The organism is Azoarcus taiwanensis, from assembly GCF_012910885.1.
GTDB lineage: Bacteria > Pseudomonadota > Gammaproteobacteria > Burkholderiales > Rhodocyclaceae > Azoarcus_F > Azoarcus_F taiwanensis.
Genome location: NZ_WTVM01000009.1, coordinates 33749 through 50663, shown reverse-complemented (window position 1 = coordinate 50663; position 16915 = coordinate 33749). Strand labels below are relative to the sequence as shown.

18 protein-coding genes are annotated in these 16915 nt (G+C 63.8%); 2 read left to right on the top strand and 16 right to left on the bottom strand.

Going from position 1 to position 16915, the window contains the following annotated elements; genetic code table 11:
* From GPA21_RS02760 to GPA21_RS02735, 6 genes are all read right to left on the bottom strand, one after another.
* Positions 1-554: FAA hydrolase family protein (locus tag GPA21_RS02760; RefSeq protein WP_168986684.1), on the bottom strand; the 554-nt coding region annotated here is incomplete at its 3' end.
* Entirely contained in the window at positions 551-1591 is a 1041-nt protein-coding gene (dmpG, locus tag GPA21_RS02755; RefSeq protein ID WP_168986683.1) for a 4-hydroxy-2-oxovalerate aldolase, read from the bottom strand. The genes dmpG and GPA21_RS02760, both read right to left, overlap by 4 nt.
* A gap of 11 nt (positions 1592-1602) precedes the next feature.
* On the bottom strand, positions 1603-2532 hold the full coding sequence (locus GPA21_RS02750; protein ID WP_425483691.1) for an acetaldehyde dehydrogenase (acetylating): 930 nt from the start codon (positions 2530-2532) through the stop codon (positions 1603-1605).
* Positions 2533-2619: 87 nt separating this feature from the next.
* A complete protein-coding gene (gene dmpE / locus GPA21_RS02745; protein WP_168986681.1) occupies positions 2620-3402 on the bottom strand; it encodes a 2-oxopent-4-enoate hydratase in 783 nt (260 codons plus the stop codon).
* 11 nt (positions 3403-3413) lie between these two features.
* The gene (locus tag GPA21_RS02740; RefSeq protein ID WP_168986688.1) at positions 3414-4868 is read right to left on the bottom strand and encodes a 2-hydroxymuconic semialdehyde dehydrogenase; all 1455 of its coding nucleotides are present in this window, start codon (positions 4866-4868) and stop codon (positions 3414-3416) included.
* 15 nt (positions 4869-4883) lie between these two features.
* Positions 4884-5315: a GlcG/HbpS family heme-binding protein gene (locus GPA21_RS02735; RefSeq protein WP_168986680.1), complete on the bottom strand. Its 432-nt coding sequence runs from the start codon at positions 5313-5315 to the stop codon at positions 4884-4886.
* A gap of 157 nt (positions 5316-5472) precedes the next feature.
* Here GPA21_RS02735 and GPA21_RS02730 point away from each other — a divergent pair, with 157 nt between their 5' ends.
* Positions 5473-6195: an FCD domain-containing protein gene (locus GPA21_RS02730; RefSeq protein WP_168986679.1), complete on the top strand. Its 723-nt coding sequence runs from the start codon at positions 5473-5475 to the stop codon at positions 6193-6195.
* Positions 6196-6315: 120 nt separating this feature from the next.
* Here GPA21_RS02730 and GPA21_RS02725 read toward each other — a convergent pair whose 3' ends face one another.
* The 8 genes from GPA21_RS02725 to GPA21_RS02690 all read right to left on the bottom strand — a co-directional run bounded on the left by GPA21_RS02725 (position 6316) and on the right by GPA21_RS02690 (position 12897).
* Entirely contained in the window at positions 6316-7245 is a 930-nt protein-coding gene (locus tag GPA21_RS02725; RefSeq protein WP_168986678.1) for a catechol 2,3-dioxygenase, read from the bottom strand.
* A gap of 139 nt (positions 7246-7384) precedes the next feature.
* Positions 7385-8440, bottom strand: coding sequence for an NADH:ubiquinone reductase (Na(+)-transporting) subunit F (locus GPA21_RS02720; RefSeq protein WP_168986677.1), 1056 nt, complete (start codon positions 8438-8440; stop codon positions 7385-7387).
* Positions 8441-8507: 67 nt separating this feature from the next.
* The gene (locus tag GPA21_RS02715) at positions 8508-8867 is read right to left on the bottom strand and encodes a phenol hydroxylase subunit P4 (protein WP_168986676.1); all 360 of its coding nucleotides are present in this window, start codon (positions 8865-8867) and stop codon (positions 8508-8510) included.
* Positions 8868-8933: 66 nt separating this feature from the next.
* Entirely contained in the window at positions 8934-10487 is a 1554-nt protein-coding gene (locus GPA21_RS02710) for an aromatic/alkene/methane monooxygenase hydroxylase/oxygenase subunit alpha (RefSeq protein ID WP_168986675.1), read from the bottom strand.
* 25 nt (positions 10488-10512) lie between these two features.
* On the bottom strand, positions 10513-10782 hold the full coding sequence (locus tag GPA21_RS02705) for an MmoB/DmpM family protein (protein WP_168986674.1): 270 nt from the start codon (positions 10780-10782) through the stop codon (positions 10513-10515).
* A 12-nt stretch (positions 10783-10794) separates the two neighbouring features.
* Positions 10795-11790: an aromatic/alkene monooxygenase hydroxylase subunit beta gene (locus tag GPA21_RS02700; protein WP_168986673.1), complete on the bottom strand. Its 996-nt coding sequence runs from the start codon at positions 11788-11790 to the stop codon at positions 10795-10797.
* A 70-nt stretch (positions 11791-11860) separates the two neighbouring features.
* Positions 11861-12097, bottom strand: coding sequence for a phenol hydroxylase subunit (locus GPA21_RS02695; protein ID WP_246261715.1), 237 nt, complete (start codon positions 12095-12097; stop codon positions 11861-11863).
* Between the two features lie 428 nt (positions 12098-12525).
* Entirely contained in the window at positions 12526-12897 is a 372-nt protein-coding gene (locus tag GPA21_RS02690) for a 2Fe-2S iron-sulfur cluster binding domain-containing protein (protein WP_168986671.1), read from the bottom strand.
* A 362-nt stretch (positions 12898-13259) separates the two neighbouring features.
* On the opposite strand from GPA21_RS02690, the gene GPA21_RS02685 reads away from it, so the two are divergent.
* The gene (locus GPA21_RS02685) at positions 13260-14939 is read left to right on the top strand and encodes a sigma 54-interacting transcriptional regulator (protein ID WP_168986670.1); all 1680 of its coding nucleotides are present in this window, start codon (positions 13260-13262) and stop codon (positions 14937-14939) included.
* Between the two features lie 103 nt (positions 14940-15042).
* Here GPA21_RS02685 and GPA21_RS02680 read toward each other — a convergent pair whose 3' ends face one another.
* On the bottom strand, positions 15043-16257 hold the full coding sequence (locus GPA21_RS02680) for a multidrug effflux MFS transporter (RefSeq protein ID WP_168986669.1): 1215 nt from the start codon (positions 16255-16257) through the stop codon (positions 15043-15045).
* Positions 16258-16287: 30 nt separating this feature from the next.
* A complete protein-coding gene (locus GPA21_RS02675; RefSeq protein ID WP_168986668.1) occupies positions 16288-16734 on the bottom strand; it encodes a MaoC family dehydratase in 447 nt (148 codons plus the stop codon).
* Positions 16735-16915: the final 181 nt, after the last annotated feature.

The window sequence follows — 16915 nt, the reverse complement described above, 5'->3', positions numbered from 1 at the left end:
ATGCCGAGGGTGCGCAGGTCGAGGTCGGCGACGTTGCCCATTTTGCCGCCAACCACGAAGCGCGAGGCCGAGGTGTTGTCGGCGACGACGCTCTTGAGGTCGAACTTGAAGTCGCGGTAGCGGCTGTCGATGACTTCGATGCCGGGGATGACGAAGTCGGTAGCGGCGAGCACCGCGCCGATGTGGCAGCCCGGCCCTTTGAGCGGGGCCTTGGTGACGAAGGCGATCTCCGGTTCGACCTTGGGGTGGATGAGCTTGGCGGTGTCGACTTCGCCGCCTTCGAGCACGCTGAAGTAGTCGGCGAGGAAGCCGAACACCGGGGTTTCGACGCCCATCTGCTTCATCTTGGCGTGCGAGGTGAGCCCGGCCTTGAGGCCGATGATCTTCGCCCCGCGGGCGACCTTGCGGCGGCGGATTTCGTCCTGGATGGCGTAGGCGTCATCCCAGTCCATGTCGGGATGGTCGTCGGTGATCTTGAGGGTGTCCTTCGCTTCCAGCTCGCAGGTTTCGAGGTGTTCGGCGAGGGCTTCGATGGTGGCGCGGTCGAGCTTCATGCTGCGGCTCCCTGGATCTGTTTGGCTTTGGCGAGATTGAGCGCGGTGTCTTCGATCATGTCTTCCTGGCCGCCGACCATGCCGCGGCGGCCCATCTCGACGAGGATCTCGCGTGCGGGCACGCCGTACTTCTTCTCGGCGCGCTTGGCGAAGAGCAGGAAGGAGCCATACACGCCGGCATAGCCCAGCGTGAGCGCGTCGCGGTCGATGCGGATGGGGAAGTCCATGATGGGCACGACGAGGTCTTCGGCCACGTCCTGGATCTTGAAGACGTCTACCCCGGTCTGGATGCCCATGCGGTCGCACACCGCCACCAGCACTTCCATCGGGGTGTTGCCGGCGCCCGCGCCGAGGCCGGCTGCGGCGGCGTCGATGCGGGTGGCACCGACTTCGATGGCGGCGATGGAGTTGGCCACGCCCATGGCGAGGTTGTGGTGGCCGTGAAAGCCGAGTTCGGTGTCGGGCTTGAGGGCGTCGCGCACCGCGCCGAGCTTTTCCTTCACGTCACCGGGCAGCATGTGGCCGGCCGAGTCGGTGATGTAGATGCAGTTGGCGCCGTAGCTTTCCATCAGCCTGGCCTGGGTGACCAGGCCTTCGGCACTGTTCATGTGGCTCATCATCAGAAAGCCGACGGTGTCCATGCCGAGCTTGGCAGCGAGGCCGATGTGCTGCTCGGAGACATCCGCTTCGGTGCAGTGGGTAGCGACGCGAATGGTCGCGACGCCGAGTTCGTGCGCCATCCGAAGATGGTCGACGGTGCCGATGCCCGGCAGCAGCAGCGCCGAGACCTTGGCCTGCTTCATCAGCGGGATGACCGCCGAGAGGTATTCCTCGTCGGTGTGGGCCGGGAAGCCGTAGTTGACCGAGCTGCCGCCGAGGCCGTCGCCGTGGGTGACCTCGATCAGCGGCACGCCGGCTTCGTCCAGCCCGGTGGCGATGGTGCGCATCTGCTCCAGCGTCATCAGGTGGCGCTTGGGGTGCATGCCGTCGCGCAGCGTCATGTCGTGCAGGGTGACTTTCTTTCCGCTCAGGTTCATGGTGGTCTCCTTCAGGCCGCGGCGGTGGCGCGCACCGGTTCGAGGGTGAGTTTGCCGGCGAGGATTTCCTCGGCGAACATCTCGGCAGTGCGGGCGGCGGCCGCGGTCATGATGTCGAGGTTGCCGGCGTACTTGGGCAGGTAGTCGCCCAGGCCTTCGACTTCCATGAAGATGGACACGCGATTGCCGTCGAATACCGGGCCGTTGACCAGGCGATAGCCGGGCACGTATTTCTGCACCTGCACGATCATGTCGTCGACCGAGGCGCGGATGGCGGCTTCGTCCGGGGCGTCCTTGGTGAGGCAGTGGATGGTGTCACGCATGATCAGCGGCGGCTCGGCCGGGTTGATGATGATGATGGCCTTGCCCTGCTTGGCGCCGCCCACCTTCTCGACCGCGCCGGCGGTGGTGCGGGTGAATTCGTCGATGTTCTTGCGGGTGCCGGGGCCGACGGAGCGGCTGGAGACGGTAGCGACGATCTCGCCGTACTCCACCGCCTGCACCCGCGAGACCGCGGCGACCATGGGAATCGTGGCCTGGCCGCCGCAGGTGACCATGTTCACGTTCATTTCACGCTTGCCCACGTGCTCGACGAGGTTCACCGGCGGCACGCAATAGGGGCCGATCGCGGCGGGGGTGAGGTCGATCATCATCACGCCCAGCTCGTTGAGCTTGCGGCTGTTCTCGGCATGCACATAGGCGCTGGTGGCGTCGAAGGCGATCTGCACGCCGTCGGCCAGCACATGCGGCAGCAGGCCGTCGACGCCGTCGGAGGTGGTCTTGAGGCCCATGTCACGGGCGCGGGCGAGGCCTTCGGAGGTGGGGTCGATACCGACCATCCACACCGGCTCGAGCAGCGGGCTGCGTTGCAGCTTGTAGAGCAGATCGGTGCCGATGTTGCCCGGCCCGATCAGGGCACATTTGATCTTCTTCATGTCCAGTTCCTGTTCAAAAAGGAATGCAGCGTGTCCGGCGCCCACCAGAGAGGGAGAGGGAGGACCACGCGCGCCGCACGACGCTGCACCCGGTCAAACGAAGCGCACCGAGCAACCGCCGATGCCGCCGATGGTCACGCGCAGGTTGTCGCCGGCGGTCACCGGCACCATGGCGGCCAGCGAACCCGAGAGGATGACCTCGCCGGCCTTGAGCGGAATGTCCAGCGAACCGAGCATGTTCGCCAGCCACGCGACCGCATTGGCCGGCGCGCCCAGGGCCGCTGCGCCGGAGCCGGTGGCGACGATCTCGCCGTTTTTCTCCAGCACCATGCCGCAGGTGTTGAGATCCACCCGGCGCGGATCGACCAGCGCCTCGCCGAGCACGAACACGCCGCAGGAGGCGTTGTCGGCGACCGTGTCCTGGATCTTGATCTTCCAGTCGCGGATGCGCGAATCGACGATCTCGAAGCAGGTCATCACGCCTTCGGTGGCGGCGAGCACGTCGGCAGCGGTCACGCCCGGGCCCTTGAGGTCCTTCTTCAGCATGAAGGCGATCTCGCCTTCCGCCTTGGGCTGAATCAGCGTGTTGGCGGGGATGGCCTCGCCCTCGTTGTAGATCATGCCGTCGAGCAGATAGCCGAAGTCCGGTTGATACACGCCGAGCATGTTCATCACCGCGCGCGAGGTCACGCCGATCTTCTTGCCGACCACCCGCTCGCCCGCCTCAAGGCGGCGCGCGATCATGCGCTGCTGCACATGGTAGGCGTCCTCGATGGTGATGCCGGGGTGACGCTCGGTAAGCGGCGCGATCACCTCGCGGCTGACCAGCGCCTGGTAGAGCTCGTCGCCGAGCGCTTCGATTGTGTTGCGATCCATTTGCGCAGCCCTCACAGCTTGATACAGATGTTCTTGAGTTCGGTGTAGAACTCGAGCGAATGCACCCCGCCCTCGCGGCCGATGCCGGACTGCTTGGCCCCGCCGAACGGCGTGCGCAGGTCGCGCAGGAACCAGGAGTTGACCCACACCAGGCCGGCCTCGATCTGCCCGGCCACGCGATGGGCGCGGGCGAGGTTCTCGGTCCAGATCGAGCACGCGAGACCGTACTCGGTGTCGTTGGCACGACGGATGACCTCGTCCTCGGCGTCGAAGGGCTGGATCAGGGCGCACGGGCCGAAGATCTCCTCGCGGGCGATCGGCGAGCTGTCGTCGAGGCCGGTCCACAAGGTGGGCTGCACCCAGGCGCCTTCGGCGAGTTCGGCCGGCATGTCGGGGGCGCCGCCGCCGGTCACTACCGTCGCACCAAGCTCCGTCGCCCGCGCGTAGTAGGACAACACCTTGTCGCGGTGCTCCTGCGAGATCAGCGGCCCGAGGCCGGTCTGCGGGTCTTCCGGCCGGCCGAGGCGCAGCCCTTCGGCGCCCTTCTTCATCGCCTCGACGAAGCGCTCGAAGATCGGCCGCTCGACGTAGACCCGCTCGGTGCCGAGGCACACCTGGCCGCAGTTGGCGAACACCGAGCGCATCGTGCCCTCGATGGCCTTGTCGAAGTCGCAGTCGGCGAAGACGATGGCCGGATTCTTGCCGCCCATCTCCAGCGACACCGGGCGCGCGCCCTCGGCCGCCGTCTTCATGATCACCGACCCGGTGCGGGTTTCGCCGGTGAAGGTGATCGCGTTGACGCCGGGGTGGGAGGTGACGAACTCGCCCGCCGAATCCGGCCCGAAGCCGTGGACCACGTTGTACACGCCCTTGGGCATGCCGACTTCGTTCATGACCTCGCCCAGCAGGGTTGCGGTCTGCGGCGTTTCTTCCGACGGCTTGACGACCACGGTGTTGCCGCAGGCCAGCGCCGGGCCGACTTTCCAGGTCATCAGCAGCAGCGGCAAATTCCACGGGCAGATGACGCCGACCACGCCCACCGGACGCCGCAGCGAGTAGTTGAGCGCGCCGAGACCGTCCGGGGTGGCCATCTCGAAGAACTCGGTGGGCACGCTCTTGATGACGTCTGCGAAGATCTTGAAGTTGGCCGCGCCACGCGGAATGTCGATGTGGCTGGCGAGGCTGCGCGGCTTGCCGGTGTCAGCGCATTCGGCCTGCAGGAAGTCGTCGAAGCGTCGGTTGATGCCGTCGGCCACCGCGTTGAGCAGATCGACCCGCTCGGCCACCGTCATGCGACCCCACGGCCCGTGCAGCGCAGCCCGTGCGGCGGCAACGGCGGCGTCGACCTCGGCCTTGCCGGCTTCATGCACCCGCGCGATCAGGCTGTTGTCGACCGGTGTGCGCTTGTCGAAGAAGCGCTCGGTGGCGACGAACTCACCGTTGATGAAGTTGTGAACGTCCTTGATGCTCATTTGTCGCTCCTAGATTGCATCCGCGCCGATCGCCTCGAGTCCGGCCCGGGCGCACGCTTCGTCCTGTTCGGCCGACGCACCGGACACTCCGATGCCGCCGACGAGTTCTCCCCCTATCCGTACCGGCAGTCCGCCACCGAACACCGCCATGCGCGGACGTGCCGAAAAGCCCAGTTTCAGGCCTTCGTCGTCACCGGCGACCTTCATCCAGTCGGCGGTCGGAAAGCCGAAACCGGCGGCGGTGTAGGCCTTGTCGATGGCAATGTCGATGGACTGAATGAAGGCACCCGGCATGCGCAGAAAGGCGGCGAGATGGCCGCCCGCGTCCGCCACGCCGACATTGATCCTCACGCCCAGCGATTCGGCTTTCGCCACCGCAGCCTGAGCGGCTGCCAGGGCGGCCTCCAGGGTGATGTTCGATTGCTGCAGAGTGGTTTTCATCGTCGTCCTCCAGGGCACACCAACGTCGATGCGCCAAGTTACCTCCGTTAAATCTCGCCGTCAAGCCGTTTTCTCGGGATTTTGAAGAATTGTTGCGTGTACTTCGGGATCGACTAGAATCCCCGGTAACGCATTCCAAATATCCGGACAAACATCCATGAACGACGCGGCCCTCGCCGAAACGCGCGGCACACCCGAACCCAAAACGCTGGTCGAGGCGGCCTACCATCGACTCCGGCGAGACATCATCGAGGGCATCCGTCCGCCCGGCGAGAAGCTGCGGGTGGAGCACCTCAAGGACGACTACGAGGTCGGCGCCGGCACGCTGCGCGAGGCCTTGCTGATGCTCGCCACCGATGGCCTGGTGATCGGACAGGGGCAACGCGGTTTCCGGGTGGCACCGATTTCGATCTCGGACTTCGAGGACATCACCCGCACCCGGGTGCTGCTCGAATGCGATGCGCTGCGTCAGTCCATCGCCCTCGGCGACGATGTCTGGGAAGCCTCGGTCGTGGCCGCGTTTCACCGCCTCACCCGCGCCGAGCAAAAGCTCGCCGACCACACCGCCCCCTCTCTCGAGGAATGGGAGGCCCGCAACCGTGGCTTTCACGAAGCCCTGATCGCTGCCTGTCCGTCGCGCTGGATTCGCCATTTCCAGAACATCCTCTACCAGCAGTCCGAGCGCTATCGCCGCATTGCCCTGTTCCGGCAGACGATTGCCCGCGATATCCACGCCGAGCATCAGGCGATCTTCGAGGCGACCATCGAACGCGACGCCGACACGGCCTGCGCGATCCTAGCGGAGCACATCCTGCGCACGCTCGAAGCCATCAAGAGAATGCCGCCCGACTTCTTCGAGCGTCGCGCAAACGAACGCTGACGCTCTCCCGGAAAACACGGCTGGCCGCCCTGCCGCTTGCTTGAGACGAAACCCTGCGAAGCGGCTCGATAGAGTTCGACCCGGTCGCACTGCAGGGGGTGCGAACACCCCCTGCCCGGCTTAGCTCACGACCGACAGGAAGCGCTCGTTGAGCGCGCGGTCGTGATAGAAGATGCCGGCGCCGACTTCGTCCCAGGTCCACTTGATCGGCTTCCAGTCCGGGTAGCTCTGGTAACCGCCGCAGAAGGTCTCGAAGCGGTTGCCGGACGGATCGAAGGCGTAGATCGTGGTGCCACGGGTGATGCCGTGACGGGTTGGGCCGATGTCGATGGAGACCTTGTTCATCGACATGATGTCGGCGGCGCGCAACACCTTTTCCCAGCTGTCGAGCAGGAAGGAGATGTGATGCAGCTTGCCCGGTTCGGGATGGCGTACGAAGGCGATGTCGTGGGCCTTGGTCGAACACGAAAGCCAGATTCCAAGATCGGTCTCACCGTCTTCCAGAACCACGTGCTCGACCAGGTAGAAACCCAGCACGTTGACGAAGATGTCCTGCACCTTCTCGATGTCCGGGCCATAGAGCAGGCAGTGGTCCAGGCGGATAGGTGCGATGCCGCGCTCGGCGTCCTGGGTCCAGGGGTCGGGATTGACGTAGGCCATGCCGTTGCCGACATCGGTCTTGTCGGCGTAGAGCTCGATCTGGTGCCCTGAGGGAATCTCGAAACGCACCCGTTCGCCAGTCTCGAGCATCTCGCCGGCCGGAATCCGTTCGGTCTTGACGCCGTACGCGTTCAGATCCGCATCGAGTTTGTCGAGCGTAGCCTTGTCAGCCACCTTGAAGGCGAAGAAGTCGATGCCCGCCTGGTCGGCCTCGCGGATGATCACGCTGTTGTGGTCGCGCTCGTCCCAGGTCTTGAAATAGACCCGGCCCTGCTTGTCGCGACCGGTTTCGATCAGCCCGAGCACGTTCTTGTAATGGTTGATGCCCTCTTCGAGGTCGAGCACCCGAATCGCCACGTGTCCGGGACGCAGTACGCCAGTCATTGCCATCTCAGTCTCCTCACTTGATTCCCTGCCGGACAGATGGTGTTGCCGGCGGGATGGGTTTGCTTACCTTGTTTATCGAACGATACAACTACTTTATTTCGGAGTACAGTATTTTTCTCGAGATTTACATCTCACCCAGAAATCATATCCGCCTGAACAACGGGCTTCGCACCTGCTGGGCATCGGCGGCCGAAAAGAACTTCTCGGTGTAGATGTCGTTCTCGAACAGCCGCCCCTGCATGAGGGTGTTGATGCAGGCGTCGATCATTGCCGGCGGGCCGCACAGATAGGCCTTGTTGCCGCGAAAGTCGTTGTCGAAATGGTCTCGCGCAGCCTCGTGCACGAAACCGCGGAACCCGCTCCAGTCCGACCCGGCCGGCTCGTCCGACAAGGCGGCGACATAGGTGAAGTTGGAGTGCTCCTCGGCCAGCGCGAGAAACTCCTCATGGTAGTAGAGCTCGGCGCGCGTGCGCTGGCCATAGACCAGCGTAATCGGCCGCGTGTCGCCGCTGGCGAGCAAATCCAGAATCATCGAGCGTGGGCTCGACAGCCCGGATCCGCCGGCCATGAACAACGCCCCGCCCTCTCCCGATCTCCGGACGAAGAAGCGTCCGTAAGGGCCGGACAACTGCACGCGGTCCCCGGCGGCGAGGCGCTCGTGAATCCAGGTCGTGCCCTTGCCGCCGGGGACGAGGCGGATGTTGAGTTCGATCTCGCTGCCGGCACCCGGCGGGTTGGCCAGCGAGAACGCGCGGGTGGCGTGCTCGCCGGGAATGGTGAAGTTGATGTATTGCCCGGCCTGAAAGTCGATGGGCTTGTCGAGCGCGATGTGCACCGCCTTGATGGTGGGGGTCAGATCGACGATGCGCGTGATGGTCCCCGGGAAATCCTCGACCGGGATCGACCGCGCGTCGGGGTCTTCATCGACCTCGGCCTCGATCACCACATCGCTTTCCAGCGTCGCACAGCACGCGAGGGTCTTGCCATCGTCACGCTCGAAATCCATCAGGGCGAAGCTCGAGGCCTCGCCGTGCTCGACTTCACCGTCGACCACCTGCACCTTGCAGGTGGCGCACAGGCCGTGGCAACAGGCATGCGGCAACCAGATGCCGGCCCTGAGGGCTGCATCCAGAATGGTCTGGCCTTCCTCGACCTCGATCGTCTCGCCCAGGGGCTCGATGGTCAGTTCGTAACTCATGTCACTTGTCTCTTGGCGTCGCACCGGACCGGGCCGGCCGCGTCTGGCGGTCGACCCGGCAACCGGATTAGCTGCAGGAACCCTTGATGCCGGTGAGGCCCGGCGTGCGGAAGCGGATCACGTCCTTGTGACCGAGCCCGTTGTCGGCCAGCGACTTGTCGAAATCCGGCTGCCAGGGATGGCCGGACTTGAACCACTCGGCCTTGGCCCACTCGATTTGCGCAAAGTCCGGGTGATAACCGAAAGCACCCGGCAGCACTTGCTCGATCACCGCACGAAAGGGCATGTCCGGCGGAAACGGAAAGGCGAACGGTGCGCAGAACATCAGGTGGTCTTCCCAACCGATGAACAGCAACTGGTTCCCGTGAAAATTCTCGTGCCGGTCGAGCGGCGCGAAGTCGTACTCCTTGACGGCGGCAACAGCCATGTCTTGTCTCCTTTGTGCTTGTCATCCCGCAGGCTCCGCCGCCGCATCGACAGCGGAGCGCCACGATCAGGTGTTACGGGTCGCCATGCCCCGCCAGGCGTCGAAGTTCTTCTGATCCTCAGAACCCTCGAAGTCGAGGTTGTCGCGCCCGAACTCCAGGTGGTAGTACTGCAGCACCGCCGCCAGCGGATCGAAGCCTTCGGCGGTCGGGTCGGTGCCCTCGGGGAAGCAGTTACCCTGGTAGATCTGATGCACCGGCAGCCACGACTGCACGTACTTCTCCGGCTCGTCGTCGAAGATCTTTTTGCAGTGATCGGAGCAGAAGTGATACTTCTCGCCCTTGAACGTAGTCTCGCGATAGCAGGTCTTGGTCGGGTCGCCAGGCTCGGTGAACAGCATCGGGATCTGGCAGGTAGTGCACAACATCGGCAACGTTTTGTTGTAGAAACGATTGCCCTGCGCCGCCTGTTCGCGCCAGTACTCGAGCCGCGGACGGTAGTACTTGTCGAAGCTCGACGGATACTTGGCCGACAGCCAGTTCATCTCGTCCTCGTCCGGCACCCAGGTGTGGAAGGCGGCAGCCGCGCCGTAGTTGTAGAAGGTGCCCCAGGTCTGATGCGACAGGTGATCCTTCTCGAGGGCGATGGTCTTCGCGCACTCCGGCATCTTGATGCCGTAGCGGGCGAGATCCTTGAACAGCGCCCCACCGTTCTCCTCGAAATAGACCTCCCAGGCCTCCTTCCAGCTCATCGTCCGCTTGGGCAGCATGTAGTCCTGCATCATCGCCACCAGTGCGAGCACCCGGTAGCCACGCCAGGTCCACTTGTCGATCCAGCGCTGCACGATGGGCAGGTTGTCCGGATCCTGCTCGAGGATGAACTTGATCACCTCGAGGCCGAGCGTCATGTGCCGCGCTTCGTCCGACTGGGCGGAGAAGCCGAAGGTCATCGTGCCCATGTCGCCGTTGTAGGCCGCGCCCGAGACAAAGGGCACGAACAGCAGGTTGGTCAGCACGTACTCGAACGAGAAGCCGATCGCAACCATGAACTCGAACGGCCCCGCGGTCACGGCGTCGTCGAAGAAGCTCTTGGGCACCGACAGATACCAGACCCTGTCGTGCATGTGGCGGAACTCGTGGAAGCCGTTGTAGTGCTTGTTGTAGTTGGAGATCGCGTGGACCTGGGTCTGCGCATGGCGAAGCTCGTCGAGCGACTGCATCAGGCAGGCGATGCGCGGACCGGCGCCGGGGAACGAGCGTCCGGCATGGGCGAAGCCACGATGCGCCATGTACTCGAGCGGGCTCACGCCGGTGAGGAAGAGCTTGACCGTGTTGAGATAGCGCGCATCGGTGACCGACAGGTGTCCGTTGTTCTGGTTGTACGCGTCGATGATGGCGTAGAGCTTCTTCTCCTTCTCGGCCTGATACTTCCAGTAGGCATCCATGGTCAGGCGGAAAGGGTCTTCCCACTTGTCCCAGTCGTGGATCTTGATGCCCTCGTACTTGGCATAGGGATAGACGTCGTCCATCGACTGATAGCTCGTGTCCCAGCCCAGACCGCGCGTCATGTGGCTGTAGCGCTCCTTGAGGCCGAGCTTCTTCTTCGCTACTTTCATGTCCATATCGGGTATCTCCTCCGGTATTGGTTCAGTTGTTCCAGCTCAGCACGAACTCGTCGTCGGTTTCGTCGATGTGGCCGGACAAGGTAATCAGGTTGATGTGCAGCTCCTGCAGATCGAAGGGGCGACCGAGCTTCTCCTCGATGGATTCACGGCGTATCGCCAACCTGTCCTCGGCGTCGATCTTGACCATCGCCGGTTGATGGTCGACCCGGGCGTGCGGGTTGTCCTCGGCCACCGCTTCGACGATGGGGCGGGTTTCTTCGTTGGCCTGCAGAACGAGCATGATGTTCGGCATGTCGATGTCTCCTCAGAGCGCAAGACCGGCCTTGGCCAGCCGCTTGTTGAACTGCTCGGTGACTTCGCCGACCACCTCGTCCGCCTTCGCGCCCAGCGCGATCGTCGCCACCGGTGTCAGGGCGGCGGCGGCACGGTCGCGCCACTTGCGGGTCCATTCCTCGAGCAATGCGCGGTTCTCGTCCGATTCGGCCGCTGCCGTTTTCATCGTGGCGTCGAGCCACTTGCGGGTCTCGGCCGACCACTCGGTCATGAACTGGGTCAGCATCGCGACTGCGGTACCGCCCTGAGAGGCGAACACGTCATCGACGATGGTCTCGAACACCAGCGGGTACATCAGCCCGTCGAGCGCCACGTTCTGCGCCACGAAGAGCTCGAACGGGTCCTTGAGCACGAAGGTGTCCTCGACGTAGCGCCGCAGCCCCTGCCAGCGATCGTCCTCGAGCCAGGCCTTGCGTCCGGCGTCGAGCGCCTCCTGATCGCCGAGCAGCAGGCCCATGCGAGTCAGGTACTGCGCGATGCCGAGGTTGTCCATGGCCTGGAAGATGCACGGCTGGGTGAAGGCGGTGCCGTAGCCGTAGGCACAGACCGAGGCGTTGTTCATGTTCGCGCCCCAGGCGACATGACGCAGCGGCATCAGCTGGTCGAGCACGGTGCGGACCAGTTCGGGCGACATGGCCTCGGCCAGGCCGCGCGACTCGACGAAGTCGAAGTTGGACTCGGCGGTGTCCTGCTGGCGCGCACGTGCCATGGTGTAGGCGCCGTAGTAGAACTGGCGCGGATCCTTGAAGGTGTACCAGTCGGCCATGCGGATGGCGCTGCGGCTGGCGTCGAAGATCTCGTGATCCGGATCCCAGGTCGGCCGATAGTGAAAGTTGGCCGTCGCCTGCATGTCGTAGGTGCCCTCCTGATAGCGGGAGGCCGGCTTGTCCGCGCCCAGACGGCGCGCGACATGATCAAAGGTGTGGCGCAGCGGTGTGATCGTGACCGTACGCAAATCGATATGCATTGAATGTCTCCTCTTTGCTTGTTGTGGTGCTGCCTGAAACTGTCTGGTCCTGCGACTGCGCCCTGATGCGTCAATAGCGTCGCGTATTGGCCTCGTGGAGACTCCAGCCCAGGCCGGAGTCCTGCTCCACTTCCTCTCGCTCGCCTTCGAGCACGGTCACCGCATTGATCCGGCAGAAGTCCTCATAGGCGTCCGCCGGCAAAAGCATCTCGGCGTAGAGCTCCGGGTCTCCGATCGAGAACTCGAATTCGACGAGTCCGTCTTCCCTGCGCTCAACCAGCCGGACGAACTTGCGTGAGAGATCCATGGTGGTTTTTTCCTGGCTCATCCCTGCCCCTGTCTAGGTGAATACCGATTCGATGTGCCTGACCCTCTAACAAGCTTCGTGCCAATTTTCCTAAGTGACTGTCGTTACTCGACATCTATACAGTTTCTCGAGATTACGGAACATTGAATGCCTCTATTCCTTCATCAATTGATTAAATGCCTGGATTGAGGTCACCATTTCATGAAGGCGCTTTCTCGCACTGCAACAAGGACTTGGCGAGTGCATGCCCACAAGGTCGCCTCGGCTACTGGTGCCGAACGGGCTATCAAACCGGCAATCAAACGGGTTGGTGCATGTTCCGACTGCGGTGCGCAAGTGCGGAGCCGGTGCAGCGCCTTCCCCCTCAAAAGGGAGGTTGGGAGGGGGACGGGTCGTCGTGTTGGCCCCGATCGGAGGGCCGGAGGGATTCAGGCGGACGCCGCGGTCCCGGATGGGGAGTGAGACGGATCGCCCGTACCTGCGGGCTGAAGCGGACGGGTCAGGTTCTTGACCATCTTCCCGACTACCGACACCGAAAGATCGCTCAGCGGAAAGGTCTTGCAGGCGAGCACGATGCCCTCGGCCTCTTCCGCCTCGCTGACGTAGGCGCGGCTCATCTTGCGCACCTTGAACTCACCCGACGTGACGCGGATCTTGCAGACCCCACAGCCTCCGCCCCGGCAGCCTACGGGAATACCCCGCCGTCCGAGTGCTTCCATGCCTCTGAGCACGTTCTGTGTGTCGGCACAGGTGAACACCTCGCCGGTCTGCTCGATGTGGATCGAGTGTCGCTTGTCCATGTCTCCATCCTTGTCGCCGTGGAGGGCTTCTCTGGACCTGATCGGTCTGCTCGTGAGGGCTGCGGCTGTGCATAAGCCAAACTCACGTCGCTCAGGCTATCAAGTTTTGTGCCATTTGCCCAAAATCTCGAGATTCAATAGGATAGCAGGCCTGCTGGTGACGCACGCCCCCCACCGAACCGGGAGCGATTCACCAAAAAATGAAATTACGCCGACCGGCTTCATCATTTGCGCGAACGCGTCTCGAAGAGGAACATGTCGGGACAGTCCGTGTCAGAATGCACCGCGCGCATCGCCTGAAGACGACCCCGAGTCGTCACGTCGGATCACACGACCGAAGCGCGACACAAGAAGGAGGACACGTGGCGGACATCAGATTCCCCGGTAATGCCGATCTGCGACGCCTGATCCGCTTTTCGTCGGAGAACGGCCTCATCTGGCTGGACGAAAGCCGGATGGTGCTGATGCACGCGGCGGCGCTGGCCGAGTTGCGCAAGGAACTCGTCGAATCCGTCGGCGCGGAGCAGGCACGCCGGATACTCACCCGCATGGGTTTTGCGTCCGGCCTGCGTGACGCAGAGCTGGCAAAGAAGGTCCGCGCAGGCTTCAGTGAGCAGGACGCCTTCGTGGTCGGTCCGCAGTTGCATATGCTGGAAGGCAGCGTCCAGGTAGAGGCCGTAAAGCTGGACATGGACGTGGCCAGCGGGCGCTTTCACGGTGAGTTCATCTGGGAGCACTCCTGGGAGGCAGAGGTCCATCTGCAAGAACACGGCCAGGCCCACCACCCGGTCTGCTGGATGCAGATCGGCTACGCTTCAGGCTATACCACCGGCTTCATGGGGCGGTTCATCCTCTTCAAGGAAGTCGAATGCGCGGCGATGGGCACGAATCACTGCCGAATCGTCGGCCGACCGGTGGAGGAGTGGCCGGATGCGGACGACTACACGCCCTACTACGAAGCGGATTCCATCGTCAGCCAGCTCCTGGAACTGCGCGAACAGGTCGAAACATTGCGCTCTTCACTCAACTGCCCGCGCAAGGTCACGAGCCTGATCGGTGCCTCCGCGGGCTTCCGCCACGCCTTCGACCTCATCGAGAAGGCGGCCGACACCAACGTCACGGTCATGCTGCTCGGCGAAACCGGGGTCGGCAAGGAGCGCTTCGCGCGTGCACTTCACGAGATGAGCCCGCGCAATGCCGCGCCCTTCGTCGCGGTGAACTGCGCCGCCCTGCCGCATGACCTGATCGAATCCGAGCTGTTCGGTGTCGAACGGGGCGCCTACACCGGTGCACACGCCTCGCGCGCCGGCAAGTTCGAGCGCGCCGACGGTGGCACGCTGTTTCTCGACGAGATTGGCGAACTCCCCCTGCCTGCCCAGGCAAAGCTCCTGCGCGTGGTCCAGGAAGGCGAGCTGGAGCGTCTCGGCGACGAACGCGTGCGCAAGATCAACGTCCGGTTGGTCGCCGCGACCAACGTGGATCTCATGACCGCGGTGCAGGAAGGTCGCTTTCGCCGCGATCTGTTCTATCGGCTGAACGTGTATCCAGTCACCATCCCGCCGCTGCGCGATCGCATCGCCGACATCCCGCCACTGGTCGAGGCCATGCTGGACCGCTATTGCACGCTGCACGGCAAGCGCATCGCCGGAGTGACCGAGCGCGCGATGCAGGCGCTCAAGCGACACGACTGGCCGGGCAACGTCCGCGAACTCGAAAACATCATCGAACGCGGTGTGATTCTGAGCCCGAACAACGGCGCGATCGAAGCCGAACACCTTTTCATTGGCGGCGAGGTCTCAGGACGTACCCATGAATCTCCGGACAGCGCCGGACTGCTCGAAACCGAAGGCGGCCGCCCTGCTGAGGATTTGTGCCAACGCATCCTGGAAAGCGGTATCGACCTCGAATCCTTCGAAGGGCAGTTGCTCGAGTGCGCGCTGCAGAAGGCAAACGGCAACCTTTCGGCTGCCGCCCGCGCGCTAGGCATGACCCGACCCCAACTGGATTACCGACTGAAGAAATCCGCACGGCCAAAGCAGTGACGGACGGCCACCATACGCACCCTGCCCCTCGTCTCAGGCCGCATTCGAGTTGTTGACCCTGCAGCAACCGTTCGCTACGTCACCCGACCTCTCTTGTCATCGCTCAGCGGCGTGCATCCGCGGGCGCGGGGTCAGGCGCCGGATCGACCGTCCGGCCTACCAGCAGCCAGGCAACGGCCGCAGTGAGCACACCCCAGAACCACATCCCGTTGGCGAGGGGGAAGACGGTGCCGTCCATCGCGCGGCCCAGCCAGATGCCCATCGCGAAGGCCACGACCATCATCAGGAATCCGCCCATCGCCGACGCCGCACCGGCCGATCGCGGAAACGGCGCGACCGAGCCGCTCTGGCCGCAGGGCTGATGCACCCCGTGCCCAATCATGAAAAGGTAGTGCGGCAACATGATCGCCCACACGGAGTGGACCCCGGCCAGCGCGAGCAGCCCGAAAAGCGTGCCGCCGACGATCGAGAACCCGCCACCGATGGCAACCGTACGCCTGATCCCATGGCGAATCAGCCAGCGCCGACACATGAAAGTGCCCAGCAGATAGGCTGCGCACATCGACGCCATCCAGAATCCATAGCCCGTCCTGGAAACCCCATGGATCTCGATCAGCACGAAAGAGGACGCAGCAAGAAAGGTGAACAGCCCCCCGTAAGTCGCTGCCGCGAGCAGCGCAAACGACCAGAAGGCATGCTGGGACAGGATATGTGCCCACACCGACACCAGCACGCCCGGGTTGAGCGCGCGCGGATTGGGTTCGCGCACTGTCTCCTCGAAGCGCAGCATGACCGTTGCCAGCACCCCGGCCCCGAAAACCGCGAGCACCAGCAGCGTCGCGCGCCATCCGAACCAATCCGCCAGCAGTCCGCCCAGGGGGGCGCTCAGGAAGGCGATCACGCCGAGGCCCGACAAGCCCTTGCTCATCGCCCTTGCCGCCGCTTCGGGGGTATAGAGATCTCGCACGATCGCCCGTGCGCACATCACCGACGCCCCCATCGCGGCACCCTGCAGCGCCCGCCAGATCACAAGCTGCACCATCGAACCGGCAAAGGCACTGCCCACCGCCGCCACCATGTACAGGCTCAACCCGATCAACAGGATCGGCCGCCGGCCGAAACGGTCAGAAAGCGGCCCCCAGACCAGTTGCGACGCGCCGAACGCGAGCAGCAAGGCGCTCAGCGTCAGTTGCCCCATCGCCACCGGCGCGCCAAGCGCCTCGGTCATTGCCGGCAAGGCCGGTAGGTAGAGGTCGGTGGTAATCGGCTGGATGCCGAGCAGCAGCGACAGGATGACAACGATCAGACCAGAAGACATGGCTGACGGCTTCTTCACTTTACAGAGCTCTCAGCGGGCAGGCACCATCAGCTCCGCCTCACCGTCGAGCACCACCTTTCCAGCCACCGTGCACACCGTCGAGAACTTGGCCCGGCGCTTCGCGGGATTCAGCTCGGTGACCGTCACCCGCGCCTCCACCGTGTCTCCGACCTTGACCGGCGCCTTGAAACGCAGCGACTGGGACAGGTAGATGCACCCAGGCCCGGGCAGCCTGGTGCCGAACACCGTGGAGACGTAGCTCGCCGACAACATGCCATGGGCGATGCGACCGCCGAACATCGTCGCGGCCGCGAACTCTTCATCGATATGGACCGGATTGGTGTCACCCGACACACCGGCGAACATGAGGATATCCGCCTCGCTGACCGTACGACCGATCGCCGCACTCATGCCGATCTCGAGCTGGTCGAAGTCGTAGCCGTAGCATTGGGAAAAGTCTCTTTGCATGTCGCTCATTTGAGTGCTCTCGTCACCGGGTTGAACCAAGGGAACGAGCAGCATAGCCAAGACAAGGGGTAGAAACAAACACTCACCGGCCCGCTCCAGGAAGGAAGCCGCGAAGAACCTATGCTGAACGAGGGGGGAACGCCCTCGGCACGCCTTTAACCATCCGGGCACGGGCTACGCGAAGCTCGTC

What these genes read in the sequence shown, in the direction of transcription:
- GPA21_RS02690 (WP_168986671.1), bottom strand. Translation starts at nt 12,897, where the DNA reads ATGGACAAGCGACACTCGATCCACATCGAGCAGACCGGCGAGGTGTTC.
- GPA21_RS02700 (WP_168986673.1), bottom strand. Translation starts at nt 11,790, where the DNA reads ATGCATATCGATTTGCGTACGGTCACGATCACACCGCTGCGCCACACC.
- GPA21_RS02675 (WP_168986668.1), bottom strand. Translation starts at nt 16,734, where the DNA reads ATGAGCGACATGCAAAGAGACTTTTCCCAATGCTACGGCTACGACTTC.
- GPA21_RS02680 (WP_168986669.1), bottom strand. Translation starts at nt 16,257, where the DNA reads ATGTCTTCTGGTCTGATCGTTGTCATCCTGTCGCTGCTGCTCGGCATC.
- dmpG (WP_168986683.1), bottom strand. Translation starts at nt 1,591, where the DNA reads ATGAACCTGAGCGGAAAGAAAGTCACCCTGCACGACATGACGCTGCGC.
- GPA21_RS02725 (WP_168986678.1), bottom strand. Translation starts at nt 7,245, where the DNA reads ATGGCAATGACTGGCGTACTGCGTCCCGGACACGTGGCGATTCGGGTG.
- dmpE (WP_168986681.1), bottom strand. Translation starts at nt 3,402, where the DNA reads ATGGATCGCAACACAATCGAAGCGCTCGGCGACGAGCTCTACCAGGCG.
- GPA21_RS02715 (WP_168986676.1), bottom strand. Translation starts at nt 8,867, where the DNA reads ATGGCTGTTGCCGCCGTCAAGGAGTACGACTTCGCGCCGCTCGACCGG.
- GPA21_RS02695 (WP_246261715.1), bottom strand. Translation starts at nt 12,097, where the DNA reads ATGGATCTCTCACGCAAGTTCGTCCGGCTGGTTGAGCGCAGGGAAGAC.
- GPA21_RS02710 (WP_168986675.1), bottom strand. Translation starts at nt 10,487, where the DNA reads ATGGACATGAAAGTAGCGAAGAAGAAGCTCGGCCTCAAGGAGCGCTAC.
- GPA21_RS02720 (WP_168986677.1), bottom strand. Translation starts at nt 8,440, where the DNA reads ATGAGTTACGAACTGACCATCGAGCCCCTGGGCGAGACGATCGAGGTC.
- GPA21_RS02730 (WP_168986679.1), top strand. Translation starts at nt 5,473, where the DNA reads ATGAACGACGCGGCCCTCGCCGAAACGCGCGGCACACCCGAACCCAAA.
- GPA21_RS02705 (WP_168986674.1), bottom strand. Translation starts at nt 10,782, where the DNA reads ATGCCGAACATCATGCTCGTTCTGCAGGCCAACGAAGAAACCCGCCCC.
- GPA21_RS02735 (WP_168986680.1), bottom strand. Translation starts at nt 5,315, where the DNA reads ATGAAAACCACTCTGCAGCAATCGAACATCACCCTGGAGGCCGCCCTG.